A 17,855-nucleotide genomic window follows, 5' to 3' on the forward strand; every position below is an offset into this window, starting at 1 on the left:
GCGCCATGAAAGGTAGTCTCGGCTCATCGCTGGTCTTGCACTCGCTGGTGCTAAGCTGGGCGCTTCTGTCGCTCAGCGCGCCGGCCTCCTTCGAGGTGGCCGATGTCGAGGCGTTGCCGGTCGATATCGTCCCGGTCGAATCGATCACCCAGGTGCAGCAGGGCGACAAGAAGGCGCCGCCCTCGAACAAGCCCTCTCCGAAGGAAACCAAGAACCAGAAGGTCGTCGACCATGCCGAAAATGCCGGCGAGAACGATGTCGACCTGAAGACGCCCCCGACGCCGGCCAAGAAGCCGACCCCCGTCGAGGCCGCCGCCGCTCCGAAGCCCACGGAGCGGCCGACCCCCAATCCGACGCCCGAGCAGAACGAGGTCAAGGACATCGTCAAGGAAGAGACGGCGCCGAAGCCGACCGAGGTCGCGGCCCTGCCGCAGCCGAAGCCGGATGTGACGCCGCCTCCGCCGAAGCCGGAACCTGCCGCCCAGGCCAAGCCCGAGCCCGCTCCAGCACCTGCCGAGGCCAAGTCCGAGGATATCCCGCTGCCGGACGCGGTGCCGCTGCCGGCGGCCCGGCCGACGCCGACCCCGCCGAAGGAAGAAGCCAAGCCCGTCGAGAAGCCGGCTGAAAAGCCTGCCGAGAAGAAGCCCGAGATGCCGAAGCCCGCCGAAGCGGCGAAGGCCGCGGAAACGGCGAAGGCAACCGAAAAGCCGACGGACAAGAAGGAAGGCAAGAAGCAGGAAACCGCCAAGTCCTCGTCTTCCAAGCAGAGCGATTTCAACGCCGACCAGATCGCGGCGCTGCTCAACAAGCAGGATACGTCCGGCGGCGGCGCGAAGCGCTCGACGCAGGTCGCCGCCCGTGGCGACACGAAGACGATCGGTGTCGGCCTGAGTTCCAGCGAGATCGATAACGTCAAGGGCCAGATCCAGGGCAACTGGCAGCTTGTCGGCGGATTGACCGGTGTCGCGGAGGTCCGTGTGAAGATCAGGGTTCAGCTCGATCAGTCCGGCAATATCGTGGGCGAGCCTGAGGTGACCGCGACGGGCGGCCCGGAAGGCACCCGGCGCGCGGTGGAGGGCAGCACGCGCCGTGCGCTCCTGAGGTCCGCGCCGCTGAAGAATTTACCGGCCGAGAAATATCAGGGCGAAAAAGGTTGGAACGTCCTGGTGCTGAACTTCGATCCGTCCGAGTTCGCATTGTGAGCCGGCAGGTATGGAACCGATGCAGAAACAGATGAAACGGGACCTGCCCCGAAACTCTCGCGTTAAGCTGAAAGGCTTGTTTTTATGATCAAGAGCTCTTTTTTCCGCGCCGTCATGGTGGCTGCGGGCATGTTGACCGCATTCATGGCCGGAGCGCCGGCCAACGCCGAAGTCACGATCAACATCAACAAGGGTAATGTTCAGCCGCTGCCGATCGCGGTGACGGATTTCCTGTCGAACAACGACCTCGGGCCGCAGATTTCGCAGGTCATCGCCGCGGACCTGCAGCGGTCCGGCCTGTTCGCGCCGATCAACAAGCAGGCCTTCATCGAAAAGATCTCCGATCCCAACCGCGCGCCGCGCTTCGAGGACTGGAAGGTCATCAACGCCCAGGCGCTGGTCACCGGCCGCATCACCCGTGAAGGCGACGGCCGGCTGCGCGCCGAGTTCCGCCTGTGGGACACCTATGCAGGCCAGCAGATGACCGGCCAGCAGTTCTTCACCCAGCCGGAGAACTGGCGCCGCGTCGCCCATATCATCGCCGACGCGATCTACAAGCAGATCACCGGCGAGGAAGGCTATTTCGACACCCGCGTCGTCTTCGTGTCCGAAAGCGGACCGAAGAACGCCCGCCAGCGCCAGCTTGCGATCATGGACCAGGACGGCTTCAACGTCCGGATGCTCACCAACTCCAAGGACATCGTGCTCACGCCGCGCTTTTCGCCGAGCCGGCAGGAAATCACCTACATGTCCTTCGAGGGCAACCAGCCGCGCGTCTACCTGCTGCAGCTCGAAACCGGGCAGCGCGAGGTGGTCGGCAACTTCCCCGGCATGACCTTCTCGCCGCGCTTCTCGCCGGATGGCCAGAAGGTCATCATGAGCCTGCAGCAGGAAGGCAATTCCAACATCTACACGATGGACCTGCGTTCGCGCACCACGACGCGGCTCACCTCCACCCAGGCGATCGACACGTCGCCGTCCTATGCGCCGGATGGCGGACGCATCGCGTTCGAAAGCGACCGCGGCGGAAGGCCGCAGATCTACGTGATGAATGCCGACGGTTCCGGCCAGACGCGCATCTCGTTCGGCGACGGCTCCTACTCGACGCCGGTCTGGTCGCCGCGCGGCGATCTCATCGCCTTCACCAAGCAGTCGGGCGGCAAGTTTTCGATCGGCGTGATGCGCCCGGACGGTTCGGGCGAACGCATCCTGACGAGCGGATTCCACAACGAAGGTCCGACCTGGGCGCCGAACGGACGCGTCCTGATGTTCTTCCGTCAGGCGGCGGGGGCGGGCGGTCCGCAGCTCTATTCGATCGACCTGACGGGTTACAACGAAGTGCAGATCAAGACGCCGTCCTACGGCTCCGACCCGGCCTGGTCGCCGCTTCTCGAATAGGCGCAGGCCGGCGATATCGACGACGAAGAGGCGGGGTCCCGCCTCTTTCCCGCCCCAATCTGCTGAGAAAGGGCGAATAAGGGACACCGGAATATTTTGTTAACCATAAGCATTTGATCATGGTTAACCGAGCCCGGTTAGAGTCTGGCAACTCTAATTCACTGATCAAGGAGAGACCGGCCATGAGCCGCATCGATACCCCGGCGATGAGCCGCATGCAAACCCTCGCTCGCAATCCTGCGGTCATCGCCCTGACGCTCGCGCTTGCGCTCGCCGGCTGCGCCAACAAGAAGAATCTGCCGAACAATGCCGGCGAACTCGGCCTCGGCGGCGCCGGCGCCGCAACGCCGGGCTCCAGCCAGGACTTTACCGTCAACGTCGGCGACCGCATCTTCTTCGATACCGATTCGTCCTCGATCCGTGCCGACGCCCAGCAGACCCTCGACCGCCAGGCCCAGTGGCTGCAGCGTTATCCGAACTACGCGATCACCGTCGAAGGCCATGCCGACGAACGCGGCACGCGCGAATACAACCTCGCCCTCGGCGCCCGCCGTGCGGCCGCGGCCAGGGAATATCTCGCCTCCCGCGGCATTCCCGCCAACCGCATCAAGACGATCTCCTACGGCAAGGAACGTCCGGTCGCCGTCTGCGACGACATTTCCTGCTGGTCGCAGAACCGCCGCGCGGTCACCGTTCTGGGCGGCGCCGGTTCCTGATCGCATTCACGGGCCTTTGCCTGAAGACAGGGGCGGTCGTCCGGCCGCCCCTGTCTTTTTTGCGAATACCCTGTCTTTTTGAGAATGCATGATGGCCAGATGGCGATGCACGGCCGCCTTGCCGAATCGGCCGCCCGTTCGTCCGGTGGCCGGAGAAACGCTTTTCGGCCGGTCGTTCGCCGTTCTCATCCGGATGCGAAGGAAAACTGGAGCCGCGTTTTTCGTTTTTCCATAGTTTGGCCCTGATTTCCGGGATTTTTGAACGTGGCCTTGGTTGCTTTTTGGCGGCAGTTGGAAAAAATCCCCCTGCGCCAATCCGGTGCATACTAAAAAGCAGGACGGACACTCATGAAGAAACTTGTCTTGGCAGCGATGCTGGGGCTGATGGCAACGAGCGCCCCGGCAGGGGCTTTCTCGCTGCCGAAACTCTTCCAGGGCAATCAGACCGCTGCGCAACAGCCTTCGGCCAGCCAACGGCCGGTGATTCTTGTGCAGAACGCTGATGCCGTTCGTATCCAGCAGCTCCAGGAAGAAGTCCGCCAGTTGAACGGGCGGATCGAGGAAATGAGTTATCAGCTCCTGCAGATGCAGGAGCAACTGCGCAAGGCGCAGGAAGACAACGAATTCCGTTTCCAGGATCTGGAAAAGAAGAAGAGAACCGAAATCGACGACGCGGCCGGGAAACCGGCCGTGGCGTCCAATCGCGCCCCGGCTTCTTCCGCTGCTTCGCCTACCCAGCCCTCGGACGATATCGCGAGGATCATCGAATCACCTTCCGGCGGCGATGCCGGGCAGGGGCAGGCCGCGGGCCGCAACGCGCCGCCGCCGACAACGCTCGGTTCCATCGACTTCGACCAGAGCGGCAATCCCCGCGGCGCCACGCGCAACGACCGGGCCAACAATGCCGCAGGCCTTCCCGGCGTCAGCGTTCCGCAGACCCCGGGCAAGTCCGCCGCGCCGACAAGGACGGACCCGCAGCAGACCGCCTCGCTCGGCAGCGAGAACGATGCCTACCAGGTCGCCTACAACCACGTCCTTGCCGGTGACTATCCGCTCGCGGAGAAGGAATTCGCGTCCTATATCCAGGCCTATCCGAAAGGCGCCCGCATTGCCGACGCCAATTTCTGGCTGGGCGAGGCGCAGTATTCCCAGGAAAAATACAGCGATGCCGCCAAGACGTTCCTCAATGCACACCAGGCCTACGGAAAGTCGCCCAAGGCGCCGGAAATGCTCCTGAAGCTCGGCATGTCGCTTGCCGCCCTCGACAATACGGAGACCGCCTGCGCGACGCTCCGCGAAGTGACCAAGCGCTATCCGAGCGCGCCCAAGGCGGTGCTGAGCAAGGTCGGCAGCGAGCAGAAGCGCCTGCGCTGCGAATGAGCGGGGCGCGCCCGTGACCGACGGCGCCCCGGTTCCAGAGCCCGTCGAGGCGGCCCGGCGGCTTCTTGCCGACATCGCCAGACCGGCCCGTCTTCTTGTCGCCGTTTCCGGTGGCAGCGATTCCACCGGCCTGCTCCTCGCCCTTTCGAAAACCAATCCTCCCGGTTCCGGCATCGCGATCCTCGCCGCGACGGTCGATCATGGCCTGAGGCCCGAATCCGCCGCGGAGGCGCGCGCGGTCGCCGCGTTTTGCGGCAGGCTCGGCATTCCCCATTTCATGCGCCGCTGGGAAGGCGAAAAGCCGAGGACCGGCATTTCCGCCGCCTCCCGCGAGGCGCGCTATAGGCTGCTGATGGAGATTGCCGACGAGACCGGCGCCGCCGCCATCCTCACCGGGCACACGCTCGACGACCAGGCGGAGACGGTCGCCATGCGCGCTGCCCGCAACGGCGGCGAGGACAATCCCGGCCTGGCGGGCATGGCGGCGGCGGTGCTTCTCGACCGCCGCCGATGGCTTCTCAGGCCTTTTCTCGCAACCCGTCGCGCCGACATCCGCGCCTTCCTGGCCAGGGAGCGGCAGGGCTGGATCGACGATCCCAGCAATCTCAACCCGTATTACGAGCGGGTGAGGGTGCGCGGCCGGCTTGCGGCCGAAGAGCGATTCGACGCGGTCCCGCTTGTCCGGGCCGCCGGGCGGCGGACGGCCCTGTCCGATGCGGCCGCGCAGTGCGTTCACGATCATGTGACGGTTCGCCACGGCGTGCTGGCCCGTCTCGCCCCGTCCGGCCTCGGGGGCGACCCGGCCATATGCCGGCACGCGCTGTCGCTCCTGGCGGCGGTCCTCGGGGGCAGGGCGCACGCGCTCGGCCGCGATAGCATAGGCCGGGTCATGGCCTTTCTCGACAGCGGCCAGCCGGGCCGCATCACGGCCGGGCGGGTCATCTTCGATCTCCGCCGCGAAGGGCTTTATCTGGCGCGCGAGAACCGTGGCCTGACGCCGCTGCATGTGGGGGCGGGAGAAACGGCCGTCTGGGACGGCCGATACCGGATCGCAAACGGCAGCGAGGTGGAAATCACGGTCGGTCCCGCCGCACCGGGCCGGGAGGAGGCGTCCACCCTGTTTCCCGATGTTCCGCCGGCGGTCGCCATGCGGGCGATGGCCGTGATGCCGTACGTGGAGGCGAACTCCCTCTTCTCTCCGGCGCCGGGCCGATCGCCCGCGGCCGGCCAGATCCGCATCGAACCCATGCTCGCGCCGTTCGACCGTTTTTTGCCGCAGTTCGACCTTAATCTCGGCTCCGAGTTTGCGGTTTTGCTCGGATGCGACGTTTTTCCCCCGATGCCGGTTAAGGATTCCGCGCGGAAAAGCTAGGCACATGCTCCGGTTCGCCTTGGCAATTACTTGCCGCAACCCTATGTTATGCAGCAAGCAAGACGGCCGCCGTGAGAAGCTGGCCGTCACAGTCCGGGGAGTTCAATGAACCCAAACTTTCGTAATATCGCCCTCTGGGTCATCATAGCCCTCTTGCTGGTCGCATTGTTCAGCATGTTCCAGACGGCGCCGACGCAGACCAACTCGCGTGAGGTTCCCTATTCGCAGTTCCTGCGCGATGTGGATTCGGGGCGGGTCAGGGATGTCGTCGTAACCGGCAACCGGGTGCTCGGCACCTATACGGAAAGCGGCTCAGGCTTTCAGACCTACTCGCCCGTCATCGACGATTCGCTGATGGAGAAACTGCAGGCCAAGAACGTGACCATCGTGGCCCGCCCGGAAACGGACGGGTCTTCCGGTTTCCTCAGCTATCTCGGCACGCTGCTGCCGATGCTGCTCATCCTCGGCGTCTGGCTGTTCTTCATGCGGCAGATGCAGGGCGGTTCGCGCGGCGCGATGGGTTTCGGCAAGTCCAAGGCCAAGCTGCTCACCGAGGCGCACGGCCGCGTGACGTTCGAGGACGTCGCCGGTGTCGACGAGGCCAAGCAGGACCTTGAGGAAATCGTCGAATTCCTGCGCGACCCGCAGAAGTTCCAGCGTCTCGGCGGCCGAATCCCGCGTGGCGTGCTGCTCGTCGGCCCTCCGGGCACCGGCAAGACCCTGCTCGCCCGTGCGATCGCAGGCGAAGCCAACGTGCCCTTCTTCACGATCTCCGGTTCCGATTTCGTCGAAATGTTCGTCGGCGTCGGCGCGAGCCGTGTCCGCGACATGTTCGAGCAGGCCAAGAAGAATGCGCCCTGCATCATCTTCATCGACGAAATCGACGCCGTCGGCCGCCATCGCGGCGCCGGTCTCGGCGGCGGCAACGACGAACGCGAGCAGACGCTGAACCAGCTGCTTGTCGAGATGGACGGTTTCGAGGCGAACGAAGGCATCATCCTGATCGCCGCGACCAACCGCCCGGACGTTCTCGACCCGGCGCTCCTGCGTCCCGGCCGTTTCGACCGTCAGGTCGTGGTGCCGAACCCGGATATCGTCGGCCGCGAGCGCATCCTCAAGGTGCATGCCCGCAACGTGCCGCTCGCCCCGAATGTCGACCTCAAGGTTCTCGCCCGCGGCACGCCCGGTTTCTCCGGCGCCGACCTGATGAACCTCGTCAACGAAGCCGCCCTGATGGCGGCGCGGCGCAACAAGCGCCTCGTCACCATGCAGGAATTCGAGGACGCCAAGGACAAGATCATGATGGGCGCGGAGCGCCGCTCCTCGGCCATGACCGAGGCGGAGAAGAAGCTCACCGCCTACCATGAGGCCGGCCACGCCATCACCGCGCTCAACGTGCCGGTGGCCGATCCGCTGCACAAGGCGACGATCATTCCGCGCGGCCGTGCGCTCGGCATGGTCATGCAGTTGCCGGAAGGCGACCGCTACTCGATGAGCTACAAGTGGATGGTGTCGCGCCTCGTCATCATGATGGGCGGCCGCGTCGCCGAGGAACTGACCTTCGGCAAGGAGAACATCACCTCCGGTGCTTCGTCGGATATCGAGCAGGCCACCAAGCTTGCCCGCGCCATGGTCACCCAGTGGGGCTTCTCCGACGTGCTCGGCCAGGTCGCTTATGGCGAGAACCAGCAGGAGGTCTTCCTCGGGCATTCGGTCTCCCAGTCGAAGAACGTTTCCGAGGCGACCGCCCAGAAGATCGACACCGAGGTCCGCCGCCTGATCGACGAGGCTTATACCGAAGCCCGCCGCATCCTGACCGAGAAGCACGACGAGTTCGTCGCGCTCGCCGAAGGCCTGCTCGAATACGAGACCCTGTCGGGCGAGGAGATCAAGGCGCTGCTCAGGGGCCAGAAGCCGTCCCGCGATCTCGGCGACGACGCGCCGCCGGCCCGCGGCTCGGCGGTTCCGAGCACGGGCGGTTCCAAGAAGGACGAGCCGAAGGGCGGCGAGCCCGAAAGTGGCCTAGAGCCGCAGCCGCACTGAGCGGTCGATCGTGAAGTTTAAAACCGCCGCGGAGCAATTCGCGGCGGTTTTTGTTTACCGATCTATTCCGCCAATACAGGCCTTCACCTTGTTGGTAACGGGATATAAGCGATTTTGACGCTAATTTACGTGCCGACGCATGCGAACTATGGCATGAGCCAAGCTTCCGGCCGGTTTGGCCGTCCAGGACAAAGGCAGGTTCGATTCCTGCGAAGACCGCGCCATGGAAGGCGCGATGACGAAGGAGCTTATATGACACGCCGCTATTTTGGCACCGATGGCATTCGCGGACAGTCCAACGTTTTCCCGATGACGCCTGACCTTGCGATGCGCGTCGGCATTGCCGTCGGCACGATCTTCCGCAATGGCAACCATCGCCACCGGGTGGTGATCGGCAAGGATACGCGCCTCTCCGGCTACATGCTGGAAAACGCCATGGTGGCGGGCTTCACCGCGGCCGGCCTCGACGTCTTCCTGCTCGGGCCGATCCCGACGCCGGCGGTCGCCATGCTCACCCGTTCGCTGCGTGCGGATGTGGGCGTGATGATCTCCGCCTCGCACAACCCGTATCAGGACAACGGCATCAAGCTTTTCGGCCCGGACGGCTACAAGCTTTCCGACGAACTCGAGGCGCAGATCGAGGATCTCCTCGACAAGGACATGAATTCGCAGCTTGCCAAGTCCGGCGATATCGGACGGGCGAAGCGCGTCGAAGGCGACATCTATCGCTATATCGAACACGTCAAGCGGACGCTGCCGCGCGATGTCACGCTGCACGGCCTGCGGGTGGCGATCGACTGCGCCAATGGCGCGGCCTACAAGGTGGCGCCGCTCGCTCTCTGGGAACTCGGCGCCGAGGTGGTGACGATCGGCAACGACCCGAACGGCACCAACATCAACCTCGACTGCGGCTCCACCAGCCCCGAAAGCCTGCAGCGGAAGGTGCATGAGGTGCGCGCCGATATCGGCATCGCGCTCGATGGCGACGCCGACCGCGTCATCATCGTCGACGAGCGCGGCGAGATCGTCGATGGCGACCAGCTGATGGCCGTGATCGCCGAAAGCTGGGCCGAGGACGAGAAGCTGAGGGGCGGCGGCATCGTCGCGACCATCATGTCCAATCTCGGGCTGGAACGCTTCCTGAAGGGCAGGGGGCTTGACCTCCATCGCACCAAGGTCGGCGACCGCTACGTGGTGGAGCACATGCGCCATCACGATTTCAACGTCGGCGGCGAGCAGTCCGGCCATATCGTGCTTTCCGATTTCGGCACGACGGGCGACGGCCTCGTGGCCGCCTTGCAGATTCTGGCGCGGGTCAAGCGTCTTGGCCGTCCGGTCAGCGAGGTCTGCCGCCGATTCGATCCGGTGCCCCAGCTCCTGAAGAATGTCCGCTTCTCGGGCGGCAAGCCGCTTGAGGACGGTGTCGTGCGCCAGGCGATCGCCGATGCGGAAGCTGAGCTCTCCACCAGAGGACGCCTCGTCATCCGTCCCTCGGGCACCGAACCGCTGATCCGCGTGATGGCGGAAGGCGACGACCGGGCGCAGATCGAGCGCATCGTCGAGGGCCTCGTCGGCATCATCGCCAATGTGCGCAGCGCCGCCGCCTGACCATTGCGGCCTTATGCCCAGCAAGAAGCCGGCACGCGATGCCGGCTTTTTCGTTCAGGTTGTCTTCCTATCGCGCTCAGCCGAGTTCCTCAGCGAGCCCGATGAGAAGCCCTTCAGGCCCGCGGATGTAGCAGAGCCGATACGCGTCCTCATACCGGACGACTTCGCCTACGAGCTCGCCGCCGCGCGTGCGGAGCCTCCCAAGCGTGTCGTCGATGTCGTCCACTGCGAACATGACGCGGAGGTAGCCGAGTGCGTTGACCGGGGCGTTCCGGTGGTCTGCGACGACAGGCGGCGTGAGGAAGCGGGAGAGTTCGAGCCGGCCGTGGCCGTCCGGCGTGCGCATCATGGCGATCTCGACATGCTGATCGCCCAGTCCCGTGACCCGTCCGGCCCATTCTCCTTCGATCGTGGCCCGTCCTTCCAGTTCGAGGCCGAGTTCGCGAAAGAAATCGATCGCCGCCGTGAGGTCCTCGACGACGATTCCTACATTGTCCATCCGCTTGAGCGCCATGTTTTCAATCTCCGGGGTGTGGTTCCAATCGACGAGGCGTCGCCTCGTCTCACACAGGACGTTTGAGGCACCGCAACACCGACAGCCATCCACGCCCCTATCGGACGCTTGAAACATGGAGCGTCTCAAGCCGCCACCCCGTGTTCAAACGTTTTTTCAGCTTGCCCATCTCGTGGGCGTCGCCGCGGATACGGGCGCTTCGACATCCGCCGTGGCGCGCATCCATGTCCGGCCCGTCGTGGGATGGAAGGTGACCCAGCGGGCAAGATCGTCGCCCAGGCTTTCCTCCACCAGCCGGATGCCTTCGCTGAGGAGAAACCGCTTGGCGAAGGCGGCGTTCCGCGCGCCGATCCGGGGGCCTCCGAAGGCTCTCATGCGGCCGCCGTAGAGCTTTGCCTCAAGGCGCCGCCGCTCCGCTCCGCACCGGCACAGGTCGTCGACCAGCACCCGCAAGGCGACATCGCCATAGCGCATTTCCCGGTCGGCGGTCTCCAGGAGGCCGCCGGTCGGCAGGATGAAATGGTTCATTCCGCCGACGGAGGCGACGGGGTCGTAGATGCAGGCGGACACGCATGAGCCCAGAATGGTGACGAGAACCGTGTTGGGGTCGGTCGAAACGGTGGATTGGCCGCCGAGGATATGAATGGACTGGAGGTTCATAATGTCCTTCAAACAGAAAATTCGATCAAGCTAAATTAGCATAATTCGGATTCATGAAGGCGGCGAGCATCGCCGGGGCACCAACAATGAGTGGTAATAAATGCGGTTTACCGCGCTTTCGTAACTTCCGGTGGTGTTTTGTCCCATGCGGAAACAGCCCTTCGGCTTGGCGGCCGCAGGGGAGGCGGCCGCAGGGGGGCGGGCGCAAGGAAGGGCCGGCAGAAAGCCGGGTTCAGGGCCGGGCGGGGCCTTTCAGCGAGAAATAGACGAAAGCCACCACGAAGAAGGCGGCGATGCCGAGGCCGATCAGGAGGCGCTTGAGCCAGGGCGGCGTCTGCCGCGGCGGCTTCGGTTTCGGCGGGCGCTGGAACTTGATGACATTGTCGGACATATCGCCTTCATTAAAGGTTGCCGAAGCGTTTGCCAATGGAAGCGCCGCGCCGGGCCACGGTTACTTGGATCAGGACAAGCCTTAATCCATATTCTCAGCCGCAATTATGGAAAACATGCGGTAAACAAGCATGGTTAAGCGGCGCTTAACCTTTCTTCTCCATTATCGATTGCGGATCAACCCGGTGGCTGCGCGCTTTGCGCGCCATACGCGATACGAGCTTTGGAGATGAAGCCATGAGAAAGTGCTTGGCCGGCGTATTCGCGCTGGCGCTGACGGCGAGCACCGCCAATTCCGCCGATCTTTACCAGCCGCAGCCGGAGCCGATCGCGGACGCTCCGGAAGTGACCGTGCAGGAGGCGACCGGCTGGTATCTGCGCGGCGATGTGGGCTATTCCTTCAACAAGATGCGCGGAGCCGAATATTTCCAGGGCTCCAACAACACGCTGGTCGATTTCGACCGGGCATCGCTGAAGGACAGTTTCCTGCTCGGCGGCGGCGTCGGTTACCAGATCAACAACTACCTGCGCACCGACCTCACCTTCGACTACCTGACTTCGGCCGATTTCCGCGGCGGCACGACCGGCCTGTGCGGCGGCGTCACCTGTACGTCGAACGACAAGTCCTACCTGCATGCCTATTCGCTGATGGCCAACGTCTATGTCGACCTCGGCACCTACGGCTATATCACGCCCTATGTGGGCGGCGGCGTCGGCGGCACCTATGTCAAGTGGGGCAAGCTGCGCAACACCATCTGCGACGACCCGAACGTGCCGGGCTGCTACACGACCGAACACGGCGGCGAAAAGAGCTGGCGCTTCACCTATGCCCTCATGGCGGGCGCATCGATCGACATCACCTGCAACCTCAAGGCCGATGTCGGCTATCGCTTCCGTCACGTCCTCGGCGGCGACATGTTCGGCTACAACCTCGGCGGCGGTCCGGGCGAGGACAAGGGCTTCTACACGCACGAAGCCCGGGTCGGCGCGCGCTACATCTTCGGCGGCTGCGAAACCCCGCCGGCCTACGAGCCGCCGCCGGAGCCGATCGTCTACAAGTAAGCCTTCCGCCATCTCCATGCGAAAGCCGTCCCTCGGGGCGGCTTTTTGCGTTCGGAGCGGGGCTCCGGCTTTCCCGGGTGGCGAAGGGTGACGCCTGCGGCAGAAATTTATCGGAAAGCGACATCGGCCGCTTGACTGTGAAGGCGGAGAGGCATATCCACAGCGGCGGGACACTCCTCCCCAACGAGGAGCCATCTATCTGGAAGGGTAGCCATATGGCCGATGCCGCAAAGCCGGACGTACGTCCGAACAATTCCCATTTTTCTTCTGGCCCTTGCTCGAAGCGCCCCGGTTGGACGCTCGAAGCGCTTTCCGATGCTCCGCTCGGTCGTTCGCACCGCGCCAAGGTCGGCAAGGCGAAGCTGAAAGAGGCCATCGATCTTACCCGTGAAATCCTGAACGTACCGGCGGATTACCGCATCGGCATCGTGCCGGCATCCGACACCGGCGCCGTCGAAATGGCGCTCTGGTCGCTGCTCGGCGAGCGCGGCGTCGACATGCTGGCCTGGGAAAGCTTCGGCGCCGGCTGGGTCACCGACGTCGTCAAGCAGCTGAAGCTCAAGGACGTCCGCAAGTTCGAGGCCGATTACGGCCTCCTTCCGAACCTCGCCGAAGTCGATTTCGACCGCGACGTGGTCTTCACCTGGAACGGCACGACTTCGGGCGTGCGCGTCCCGAACGCCGATTTCATCCCGGACGACCGCAAGGGCCTGACCATTTGCGACGCGACGTCGGCGGCCTTCGCGCAGGACATGGACTTCTCCAAGCTCGACGTCGTCACCTTCTCCTGGCAGAAGGTGCTGGGCGGCGAGGGCGGCCATGGCATGCTGATCCTGTCGCCGCGCGCCGTCGAGCGCCTGGAGACCTACGTTCCGGCCTGGCCGCTGCCGAAGATCTTCCGCATGACCAAGGGCGGCAAGGTCACCGAGGGCCTGTTCACCGGTGAAACGATCAACACGCCGTCCATGCTCTGCGTCGAGGATTATATCGATGCGCTGAAATGGGCGAAGTCGATCGGCGGCCTCAAGGCCCTGATGGCCCGTGCCGACGCCAATGCCAAGGTGATCTTCGATTTCGTCGCGGCCAATGACTGGATCGCCAATCTCGCCGTCGATCCGGCGACGCGGTCCAACACGTCGGTCTGCCTCAGGATCGCCGATGCGGACGTCGCCGCGCTCGATGACGACGCCCAGGCCGCTTTCGCCAAGGGCGTGGTCGCCATCCTCGAAAAGGAAGGCGTGGCGCTCGATGTCGGCGCCTATCGCGATGCCCCGTCCGGCCTGCGCATCTGGGCCGGCGCGACGATCGACGAAGCCGACATGAAGGCTCTCATGCCGTGGCTGACCTACGCCTTCGAGACGCAGAAGGCTGCGCTCGCCAAGGCCGCCGCGTAAAGATCGCATTCCGGCTCCGCCCGAAAGGCGGAGCCCGTTCCTCACCCAAGACAGAACCTTCCTCAAGGAGCCCGCATCCATGGCACCTCGCGTTCTCGTATCCGACGAACTCTCGGAAACCGCCGTCCAGATCTTCCGCGATCGCGGCGTCGAAGTCGACTTCCAGCCGAAGCTCGGCAAGGACAAGGACAAGCTCGCCGAGATCATCGGCAATTACGACGGTCTTGCGATCCGTTCCGCCACCAAGGCGACGGAGAAGCTGATCGCCGCCGCGACCAATCTCAAGGTCATCGGCCGCGCCGGCATCGGCGTCGACAACGTCGATATCCCGGCCGCTTCGCGCCGCGGTATCATCGTCATGAACACGCCGTTCGGCAATTCCATCACCACGGCCGAGCACGCGATCGCGCTGATGTTCGCCGTCGCCCGCCAGCTTCCGGCGGCCGATAGCTCGACCCAGGCGGGCAAGTGGGAAAAGTCGCGCTTCATGGGCGTCGAGATCACCGGCAAGACGCTCGGCGTCATCGGCGCCGGCAATATCGGCTCGATCGTCTGCAAGAAGGCCATCGGCCTCGGCATGCATGTGCTCGCCTATGATCCGTTCCTTTCCAAGGAGCGCGCCGAAGAAATGGGCGTCACCAAGGTCGAGCTCGACGAGCTGCTGGCCCGCGCCGATTTCATCACGCTGCATGTGCCGCTGACCGACAAGACCCGCAACATCCTGGATGCGGCGGCCCTTGCCAGGACGAAGAAGGGCGTGCGCATCATCAACTGCGCCCGCGGCGGCCTTGTCGACGAGGCGGCACTTGCCGAAGCCATCAAGTCCGGCCATGTCGCCGGCGCCGGTTTCGACGTCTTCGAGGTCGAGCCCGCCACGGAAAGCCCGCTCTTCGGGCTCGACAACGTCGTCTGCACGCCGCATCTCGGCGCGTCCACGACGGAAGCGCAGGAAAACGTCGCCCTGCAGGTCGCCGAGCAGATGTCGGACTACCTGGTGAGGGGAGCCGTCTCCAACGCCATCAACATGCCGTCGATCACGGCGGAGGAAGCGCCGATCCTGAAGCCCTTCATCCGCCTCGCGGACGTGCTCGGCGCCTTCGTCGGCCAGGTCACGGAAAGCCCGATCAAGGAAATCGAGATCCTCTACGACGGCGTCACGGCGACGATGAATACCAAGGCGCTGACGAGCGCGCTTCTTGCCGGCCTCATCCGCAACCAGGTCGCCGACGTGAACATGGTTTCGGCGCCGATCATGATCAAGGAAAAGGGCGTCGTCCTTTCCGAGGTCAAGCGCGACAAGACGGGCGTCTATGACGGCTACATCAAGCTGACGGTCACCACGGAAAACCAGACCCGTTCGATCGCCGGCACGGTGTTCTCCGACGGCAAGCCGCGCTTCATCCAGATCAAGGGCATCAACATGGATGCGGATGTCGGCGCCAACATGATCTACATCGCCAACACCGACGTTCCGGGCATGATCGGCTTCATGGGCACGACGCTGGGCAATGCGGGCGTCAACATCGCCAACTTCCAGCTCGGCCGCGACAAGCAGGGCGGCGATGCGATCGCGCTGCTTTATGTCGATGGCCCGATTGCCGCCGACGTGCTGTCGAAGCTGACCGCCAACCCGGCCATCCGTCAGGCAAAGCCGCTCGTCTTCAACGTCGATTGAGGCATCCGCCTTCCCCTCCGGGGAAAGTGCGCTGTTCGCGCGCCTGCGACGGCAGGGATGTTTCCTCCCAAGGACCAGGGGCCCGGTGCAATGCGCCGAGCCCCTGTTTTTTTGCGAAGCCGTCGCCAATCGCGCGCCCTTCAATCCCTTGGGTTGTATTGAAGGGGCTTGGCTCCCCTTTTGAAGTCCGTTATCTACTTCAACGCGAAAATTTGCGTGCGGCCCTAAAATTCTGCGGTCGGCATCGCCATATCCACTGCAAAGACTGCATTCCGCAGTCGTGAGGAGAAGATGATGTTATCCAAGCTTCGGCGTTTCCAGAAACTGTTCGCGATCCTTGCGGTCGGCATGGCGGTTTCGTTGACAGCCGTTGACATGGCCGAGGCGCGCCGCGCCGGCAGCGGCGGTTTTGGCAGCCGCGGCACGCGCACCTATTCGGCTCCCCCGACCACCAGTACGGCCCCGGGGCCCGCAACGGGCATCAACCGTTCGATGACGCCGAATACGCAGCAGAACGCGACGAGCCCGCAGACGGGTCTTGGCCAGCAGGCAGCCCAGCCGCCGCGCCGCGGCCTGTTCGGCGGCATGGCCGGCGGCCTTCTCGGCGGTCTCGCCCTTGGCGGCCTGATCGGCATGATGATGGGCACGGGCTTCGGCGGCATGGCGGGTTTCCTCGGCATGCTCCTGCAGATCGCGCTGATCGCCGGCCTTGCCATGCTTGCCTTCCGCCTTTTGGCACGCCGCCAGCAGCCGGCCGGCCCGTCCGGCGGCTACGGCCAGCAGCAGCGCAACGCCTACGAGGCGCCGCAACAGAACCAGTCGGGCTTCCAGATTCCGAAGATCGGCGGTGGGGCCGCGGCCGGCGGCTATGCCGCCGCTCCGCGTCAGGCCGGGCCCGACACCGACGAAATCGGCATCACCAACCGCGACCTCGGTCAGTTCGAGAAGATGCTGACCGAAGTGCAGGCCGCCTACGCGGCGGAGGACTATGCGAAGCTGCGCAGTCTCACGACGCCGGAAGCCATGTCCTATCTGGCCGAGGAACTGGGCGAGAACGCCACCAACGGCCTCAAGAACGAGGTCAGGGACGTGAAACTGCTGCAGGGCGACCTTGCGGAAGCCTGGCGTGAAAACGGCCAGGAATATGCGACCGTCGCGATGCGCTATTCCAGCGTCGATTATATGAGCGACCGGCAGACCGGCGCCGTCGCGGAAGGCGACCCGAGCAAGGTGAGCGAGACCGTCGAGGTCTGGACCTTCGTCCGCAAGCCGGCCAACGACTGGAAGCTTTCGGCGATCCAGGCCGCCGCCTAGTCGTTCAGGAGCGCGAGGGTCTTGTCGTCGCGCTCGCCATGATAAAATTGCTCGAGGGCTCGCTCGAAAGGCGAGCCCTTTTTGCTGGCCGCTTCGAACATCGTCATCGAACTCCTGAACTTCATGTCGTCCGGGGAGCCGAGAATGTCATGCGCCGAAAGGTTCTTGTGGGAAAGCACGGCCTCCGTGCAGTCCATGAGCCGGCCGGCGAGCAGCGGGTGGTGAAGATAGGCCTCAGCCTCCGCCTTCGAGCTGATTGCAAAACGCTGCGACATGATCGAAAAACCGAGCCCCGCGACCTGCGGAAAGATGTACCATATCCAGTGGGTACGTTTCCTGCCATCCCGCAATTCATCGATGACCCGCTGGTAGACGGGCGCCTGCGCATCGACAAAGCGCATGAGATCGAATGCCATCGGAACTCCGCCCTGTTTCTCTGCTTCGGTCACCCCGCCTCATGAAGCCCTGCAAACATGATATTTTTGCGGCCGTTCATTTCTATATTTCATTGCGGTGAGTTTTGTTCGAATTCGTCGGTTGTATTTCCGAGGCGTGTCGAAGTGGCATGTTCCGAAATGCTTCAATTGTGACGAAACTGGAGCAAGATATTCTTTCTGTTGTTGAATTCCGGCGCGCAAACGATTGCAAATTAACATTTGTTAGCTATGGTGAATTTACGTTTGTGGCGACGGATGAAACCGATTAGCGTCCGACTCAGGGGCGCGGTTGAGATCTGGTGATGTCGGCATTCGAAAATCTGTTGCCTCTGATTCTTTTCTTTCTGGCTGTCTTCTTCTTTTTTCGCTGGGTCGTTCACGACATGAACCGCGGTTCGGACGGGTGAGCGGGTTGTCGGACGGGGACGATTTGGCCCCTCTCCGGAAGATCCGCGCTTTTCCTTTCGGCTAAGATACTGATTTCCTTCTTCTGCCGTGGAGGGTGCGACGGGCGATGCGTTGCGCGTCATCCCCGGCCTTTCCGTCGGTGTCTACAATCCCTGTGTTCCGTTTCGGCTGCCCCGGTCAAGCATCGCCGGCGAGACGGGACCGGTGCCCTGGTGAACCGCCGTCGATGCAGGCGGGCCGTCAGGGGCTGCGCAGAAAATGGTCCCCCTCCCGCCGCGCGGG

Annotated in this window: 15 protein-coding genes; 11 read left to right on the forward strand and 4 right to left on the reverse strand. The window is 63.9% G+C overall.

Annotated features, from left to right (window positions below; genetic code table 11):
• Positions 1 to 5 precede the first annotated feature (5 nt).
• From tolA to glmM, 7 genes are all read left to right on the forward strand, one after another.
• The gene (gene tolA / locus ACFFP0_RS28685) at positions 6 to 1,202 is read left to right on the forward strand and encodes a cell envelope integrity protein TolA (protein ID WP_377265640.1); all 1,197 of its coding nucleotides are present in this window, start codon (positions 6 to 8) and stop codon (positions 1,200 to 1,202) included.
• An 84-nt stretch (positions 1,203 to 1,286) separates the two neighbouring features.
• Complete coding sequence (tolB, locus tag ACFFP0_RS28690) at positions 1,287 to 2,600, forward strand: Tol-Pal system beta propeller repeat protein TolB (protein WP_377265641.1); 1,314 nt, start codon at positions 1,287 to 1,289, stop codon at positions 2,598 to 2,600.
• A gap of 182 nt (positions 2,601 to 2,782) precedes the next feature.
• Positions 2,783 to 3,316 carry a peptidoglycan-associated lipoprotein Pal gene (pal, locus tag ACFFP0_RS28695; RefSeq protein ID WP_377265642.1) on the forward strand — a complete coding sequence of 178 codons (534 nt, stop codon included), beginning with the start codon at positions 2,783 to 2,785 and terminating at the stop codon, positions 3,314 to 3,316.
• 348 nt (positions 3,317 to 3,664) lie between these two features.
• Positions 3,665 to 4,696: a tol-pal system protein YbgF gene (ybgF, locus tag ACFFP0_RS28700; protein ID WP_377265643.1), complete on the forward strand. Its 1,032-nt coding sequence runs from the start codon at positions 3,665 to 3,667 to the stop codon at positions 4,694 to 4,696.
• A gap of 13 nt (positions 4,697 to 4,709) precedes the next feature.
• The gene (gene tilS / locus ACFFP0_RS28705) at positions 4,710 to 6,068 is read left to right on the forward strand and encodes a tRNA lysidine(34) synthetase TilS (protein ID WP_377265644.1); all 1,359 of its coding nucleotides are present in this window, start codon (positions 4,710 to 4,712) and stop codon (positions 6,066 to 6,068) included.
• 105 nt (positions 6,069 to 6,173) lie between these two features.
• Positions 6,174 to 8,111 carry an ATP-dependent zinc metalloprotease FtsH gene (gene ftsH, locus ACFFP0_RS28710; RefSeq protein WP_377265645.1) on the forward strand — a complete coding sequence of 646 codons (1,938 nt, stop codon included), beginning with the start codon at positions 6,174 to 6,176 and terminating at the stop codon, positions 8,109 to 8,111.
• Between the two features lie 252 nt (positions 8,112 to 8,363).
• Positions 8,364 to 9,719 carry a phosphoglucosamine mutase gene (glmM, locus tag ACFFP0_RS28715; protein ID WP_377265646.1) on the forward strand — a complete coding sequence of 452 codons (1,356 nt, stop codon included), beginning with the start codon at positions 8,364 to 8,366 and terminating at the stop codon, positions 9,717 to 9,719.
• Between the two features lie 76 nt (positions 9,720 to 9,795).
• Here the strand turns inward: glmM and ACFFP0_RS28720 are convergent, their stop codons facing one another.
• The 3 genes from ACFFP0_RS28720 to ACFFP0_RS28730 all read right to left on the reverse strand — a co-directional run bounded on the left by ACFFP0_RS28720 (position 9,796) and on the right by ACFFP0_RS28730 (position 11,284).
• Positions 9,796 to 10,233, reverse strand: a complete 438-nt coding sequence (locus tag ACFFP0_RS28720; protein ID WP_377265647.1) for a VOC family protein — start codon at positions 10,231 to 10,233, stop codon at positions 9,796 to 9,798.
• A gap of 156 nt (positions 10,234 to 10,389) precedes the next feature.
• Positions 10,390 to 10,893, reverse strand: a complete 504-nt coding sequence (locus ACFFP0_RS28725; RefSeq protein WP_377265648.1) for a chemotaxis protein CheD — start codon at positions 10,891 to 10,893, stop codon at positions 10,390 to 10,392.
• Positions 10,894 to 11,125: 232 nt separating this feature from the next.
• Positions 11,126 to 11,284 (reverse strand): hypothetical protein, encoded by a 159-nt coding sequence (locus ACFFP0_RS28730; RefSeq protein ID WP_377265649.1) that lies wholly within the window; start codon positions 11,282 to 11,284, stop codon positions 11,126 to 11,128.
• A 236-nt stretch (positions 11,285 to 11,520) separates the two neighbouring features.
• On the opposite strand from ACFFP0_RS28730, the gene ACFFP0_RS28735 reads away from it, so the two are divergent.
• The 4 genes from ACFFP0_RS28735 to ACFFP0_RS28750 all read left to right on the forward strand — a co-directional run bounded on the left by ACFFP0_RS28735 (position 11,521) and on the right by ACFFP0_RS28750 (position 16,728).
• Entirely contained in the window at positions 11,521 to 12,345 is an 825-nt protein-coding gene (locus tag ACFFP0_RS28735) for an outer membrane protein (RefSeq protein WP_377265650.1), read from the forward strand.
• A gap of 215 nt (positions 12,346 to 12,560) precedes the next feature.
• Entirely contained in the window at positions 12,561 to 13,739 is a 1,179-nt protein-coding gene (locus tag ACFFP0_RS28740) for a phosphoserine transaminase (protein WP_377265651.1), read from the forward strand.
• Between the two features lie 79 nt (positions 13,740 to 13,818).
• Positions 13,819 to 15,414: a phosphoglycerate dehydrogenase gene (gene serA / locus ACFFP0_RS28745; protein WP_377265652.1), complete on the forward strand. Its 1,596-nt coding sequence runs from the start codon at positions 13,819 to 13,821 to the stop codon at positions 15,412 to 15,414.
• A gap of 294 nt (positions 15,415 to 15,708) precedes the next feature.
• On the forward strand, positions 15,709 to 16,728 hold the full coding sequence (locus tag ACFFP0_RS28750; protein WP_377265653.1) for a Tim44 domain-containing protein: 1,020 nt from the start codon (positions 15,709 to 15,711) through the stop codon (positions 16,726 to 16,728).
• Here ACFFP0_RS28750 and ACFFP0_RS28755 read toward each other — a convergent pair.
• The gene (locus tag ACFFP0_RS28755; protein WP_377265654.1) at positions 16,725 to 17,144 is read right to left on the reverse strand and encodes a DUF1810 domain-containing protein; all 420 of its coding nucleotides are present in this window, start codon (positions 17,142 to 17,144) and stop codon (positions 16,725 to 16,727) included. The two genes, ACFFP0_RS28750 and ACFFP0_RS28755, sit on opposite strands and share 4 nt — an antisense overlap.
• Between the last annotated feature and the right edge of the window lie 711 nt (positions 17,145 to 17,855).

It is taken from the genome of Neorhizobium puerariae (assembly GCF_042429745.1).
Taxonomy (GTDB): Bacteria; Pseudomonadota; Alphaproteobacteria; order Rhizobiales; family Rhizobiaceae; genus Neorhizobium; species Neorhizobium puerariae.

What these genes read in the sequence shown, in the direction of transcription:
- tolA (WP_377265640.1), top strand. Translation starts at nt 6, where the DNA reads ATGAAAGGTAGTCTCGGCTCATCGCTGGTCTTGCACTCGCTGGTGCTA.
- tolB (WP_377265641.1), top strand. Translation starts at nt 1,287, where the DNA reads ATGATCAAGAGCTCTTTTTTCCGCGCCGTCATGGTGGCTGCGGGCATG.
- pal (WP_377265642.1), top strand. Translation starts at nt 2,783, where the DNA reads ATGAGCCGCATCGATACCCCGGCGATGAGCCGCATGCAAACCCTCGCT.
- ybgF (WP_377265643.1), top strand. Translation starts at nt 3,665, where the DNA reads ATGAAGAAACTTGTCTTGGCAGCGATGCTGGGGCTGATGGCAACGAGC.
- ftsH (WP_377265645.1), top strand. Translation starts at nt 6,174, where the DNA reads ATGAACCCAAACTTTCGTAATATCGCCCTCTGGGTCATCATAGCCCTC.
- glmM (WP_377265646.1), top strand. Translation starts at nt 8,364, where the DNA reads ATGACACGCCGCTATTTTGGCACCGATGGCATTCGCGGACAGTCCAAC.
- ACFFP0_RS28720 (WP_377265647.1), bottom strand. Translation starts at nt 10,233, where the DNA reads ATGGCGCTCAAGCGGATGGACAATGTAGGAATCGTCGTCGAGGACCTC.
- ACFFP0_RS28725 (WP_377265648.1), bottom strand. Translation starts at nt 10,893, where the DNA reads ATGAACCTCCAGTCCATTCATATCCTCGGCGGCCAATCCACCGTTTCG.
- ACFFP0_RS28730 (WP_377265649.1), bottom strand. Translation starts at nt 11,284, where the DNA reads ATGTCCGACAATGTCATCAAGTTCCAGCGCCCGCCGAAACCGAAGCCG.
- ACFFP0_RS28735 (WP_377265650.1), top strand. Translation starts at nt 11,521, where the DNA reads ATGAGAAAGTGCTTGGCCGGCGTATTCGCGCTGGCGCTGACGGCGAGC.
- ACFFP0_RS28740 (WP_377265651.1), top strand. Translation starts at nt 12,561, where the DNA reads ATGGCCGATGCCGCAAAGCCGGACGTACGTCCGAACAATTCCCATTTT.
- serA (WP_377265652.1), top strand. Translation starts at nt 13,819, where the DNA reads ATGGCACCTCGCGTTCTCGTATCCGACGAACTCTCGGAAACCGCCGTC.
- ACFFP0_RS28750 (WP_377265653.1), top strand. Translation starts at nt 15,709, where the DNA reads ATGTTATCCAAGCTTCGGCGTTTCCAGAAACTGTTCGCGATCCTTGCG.
- ACFFP0_RS28755 (WP_377265654.1), bottom strand. Translation starts at nt 17,144, where the DNA reads ATGGCATTCGATCTCATGCGCTTTGTCGATGCGCAGGCGCCCGTCTAC.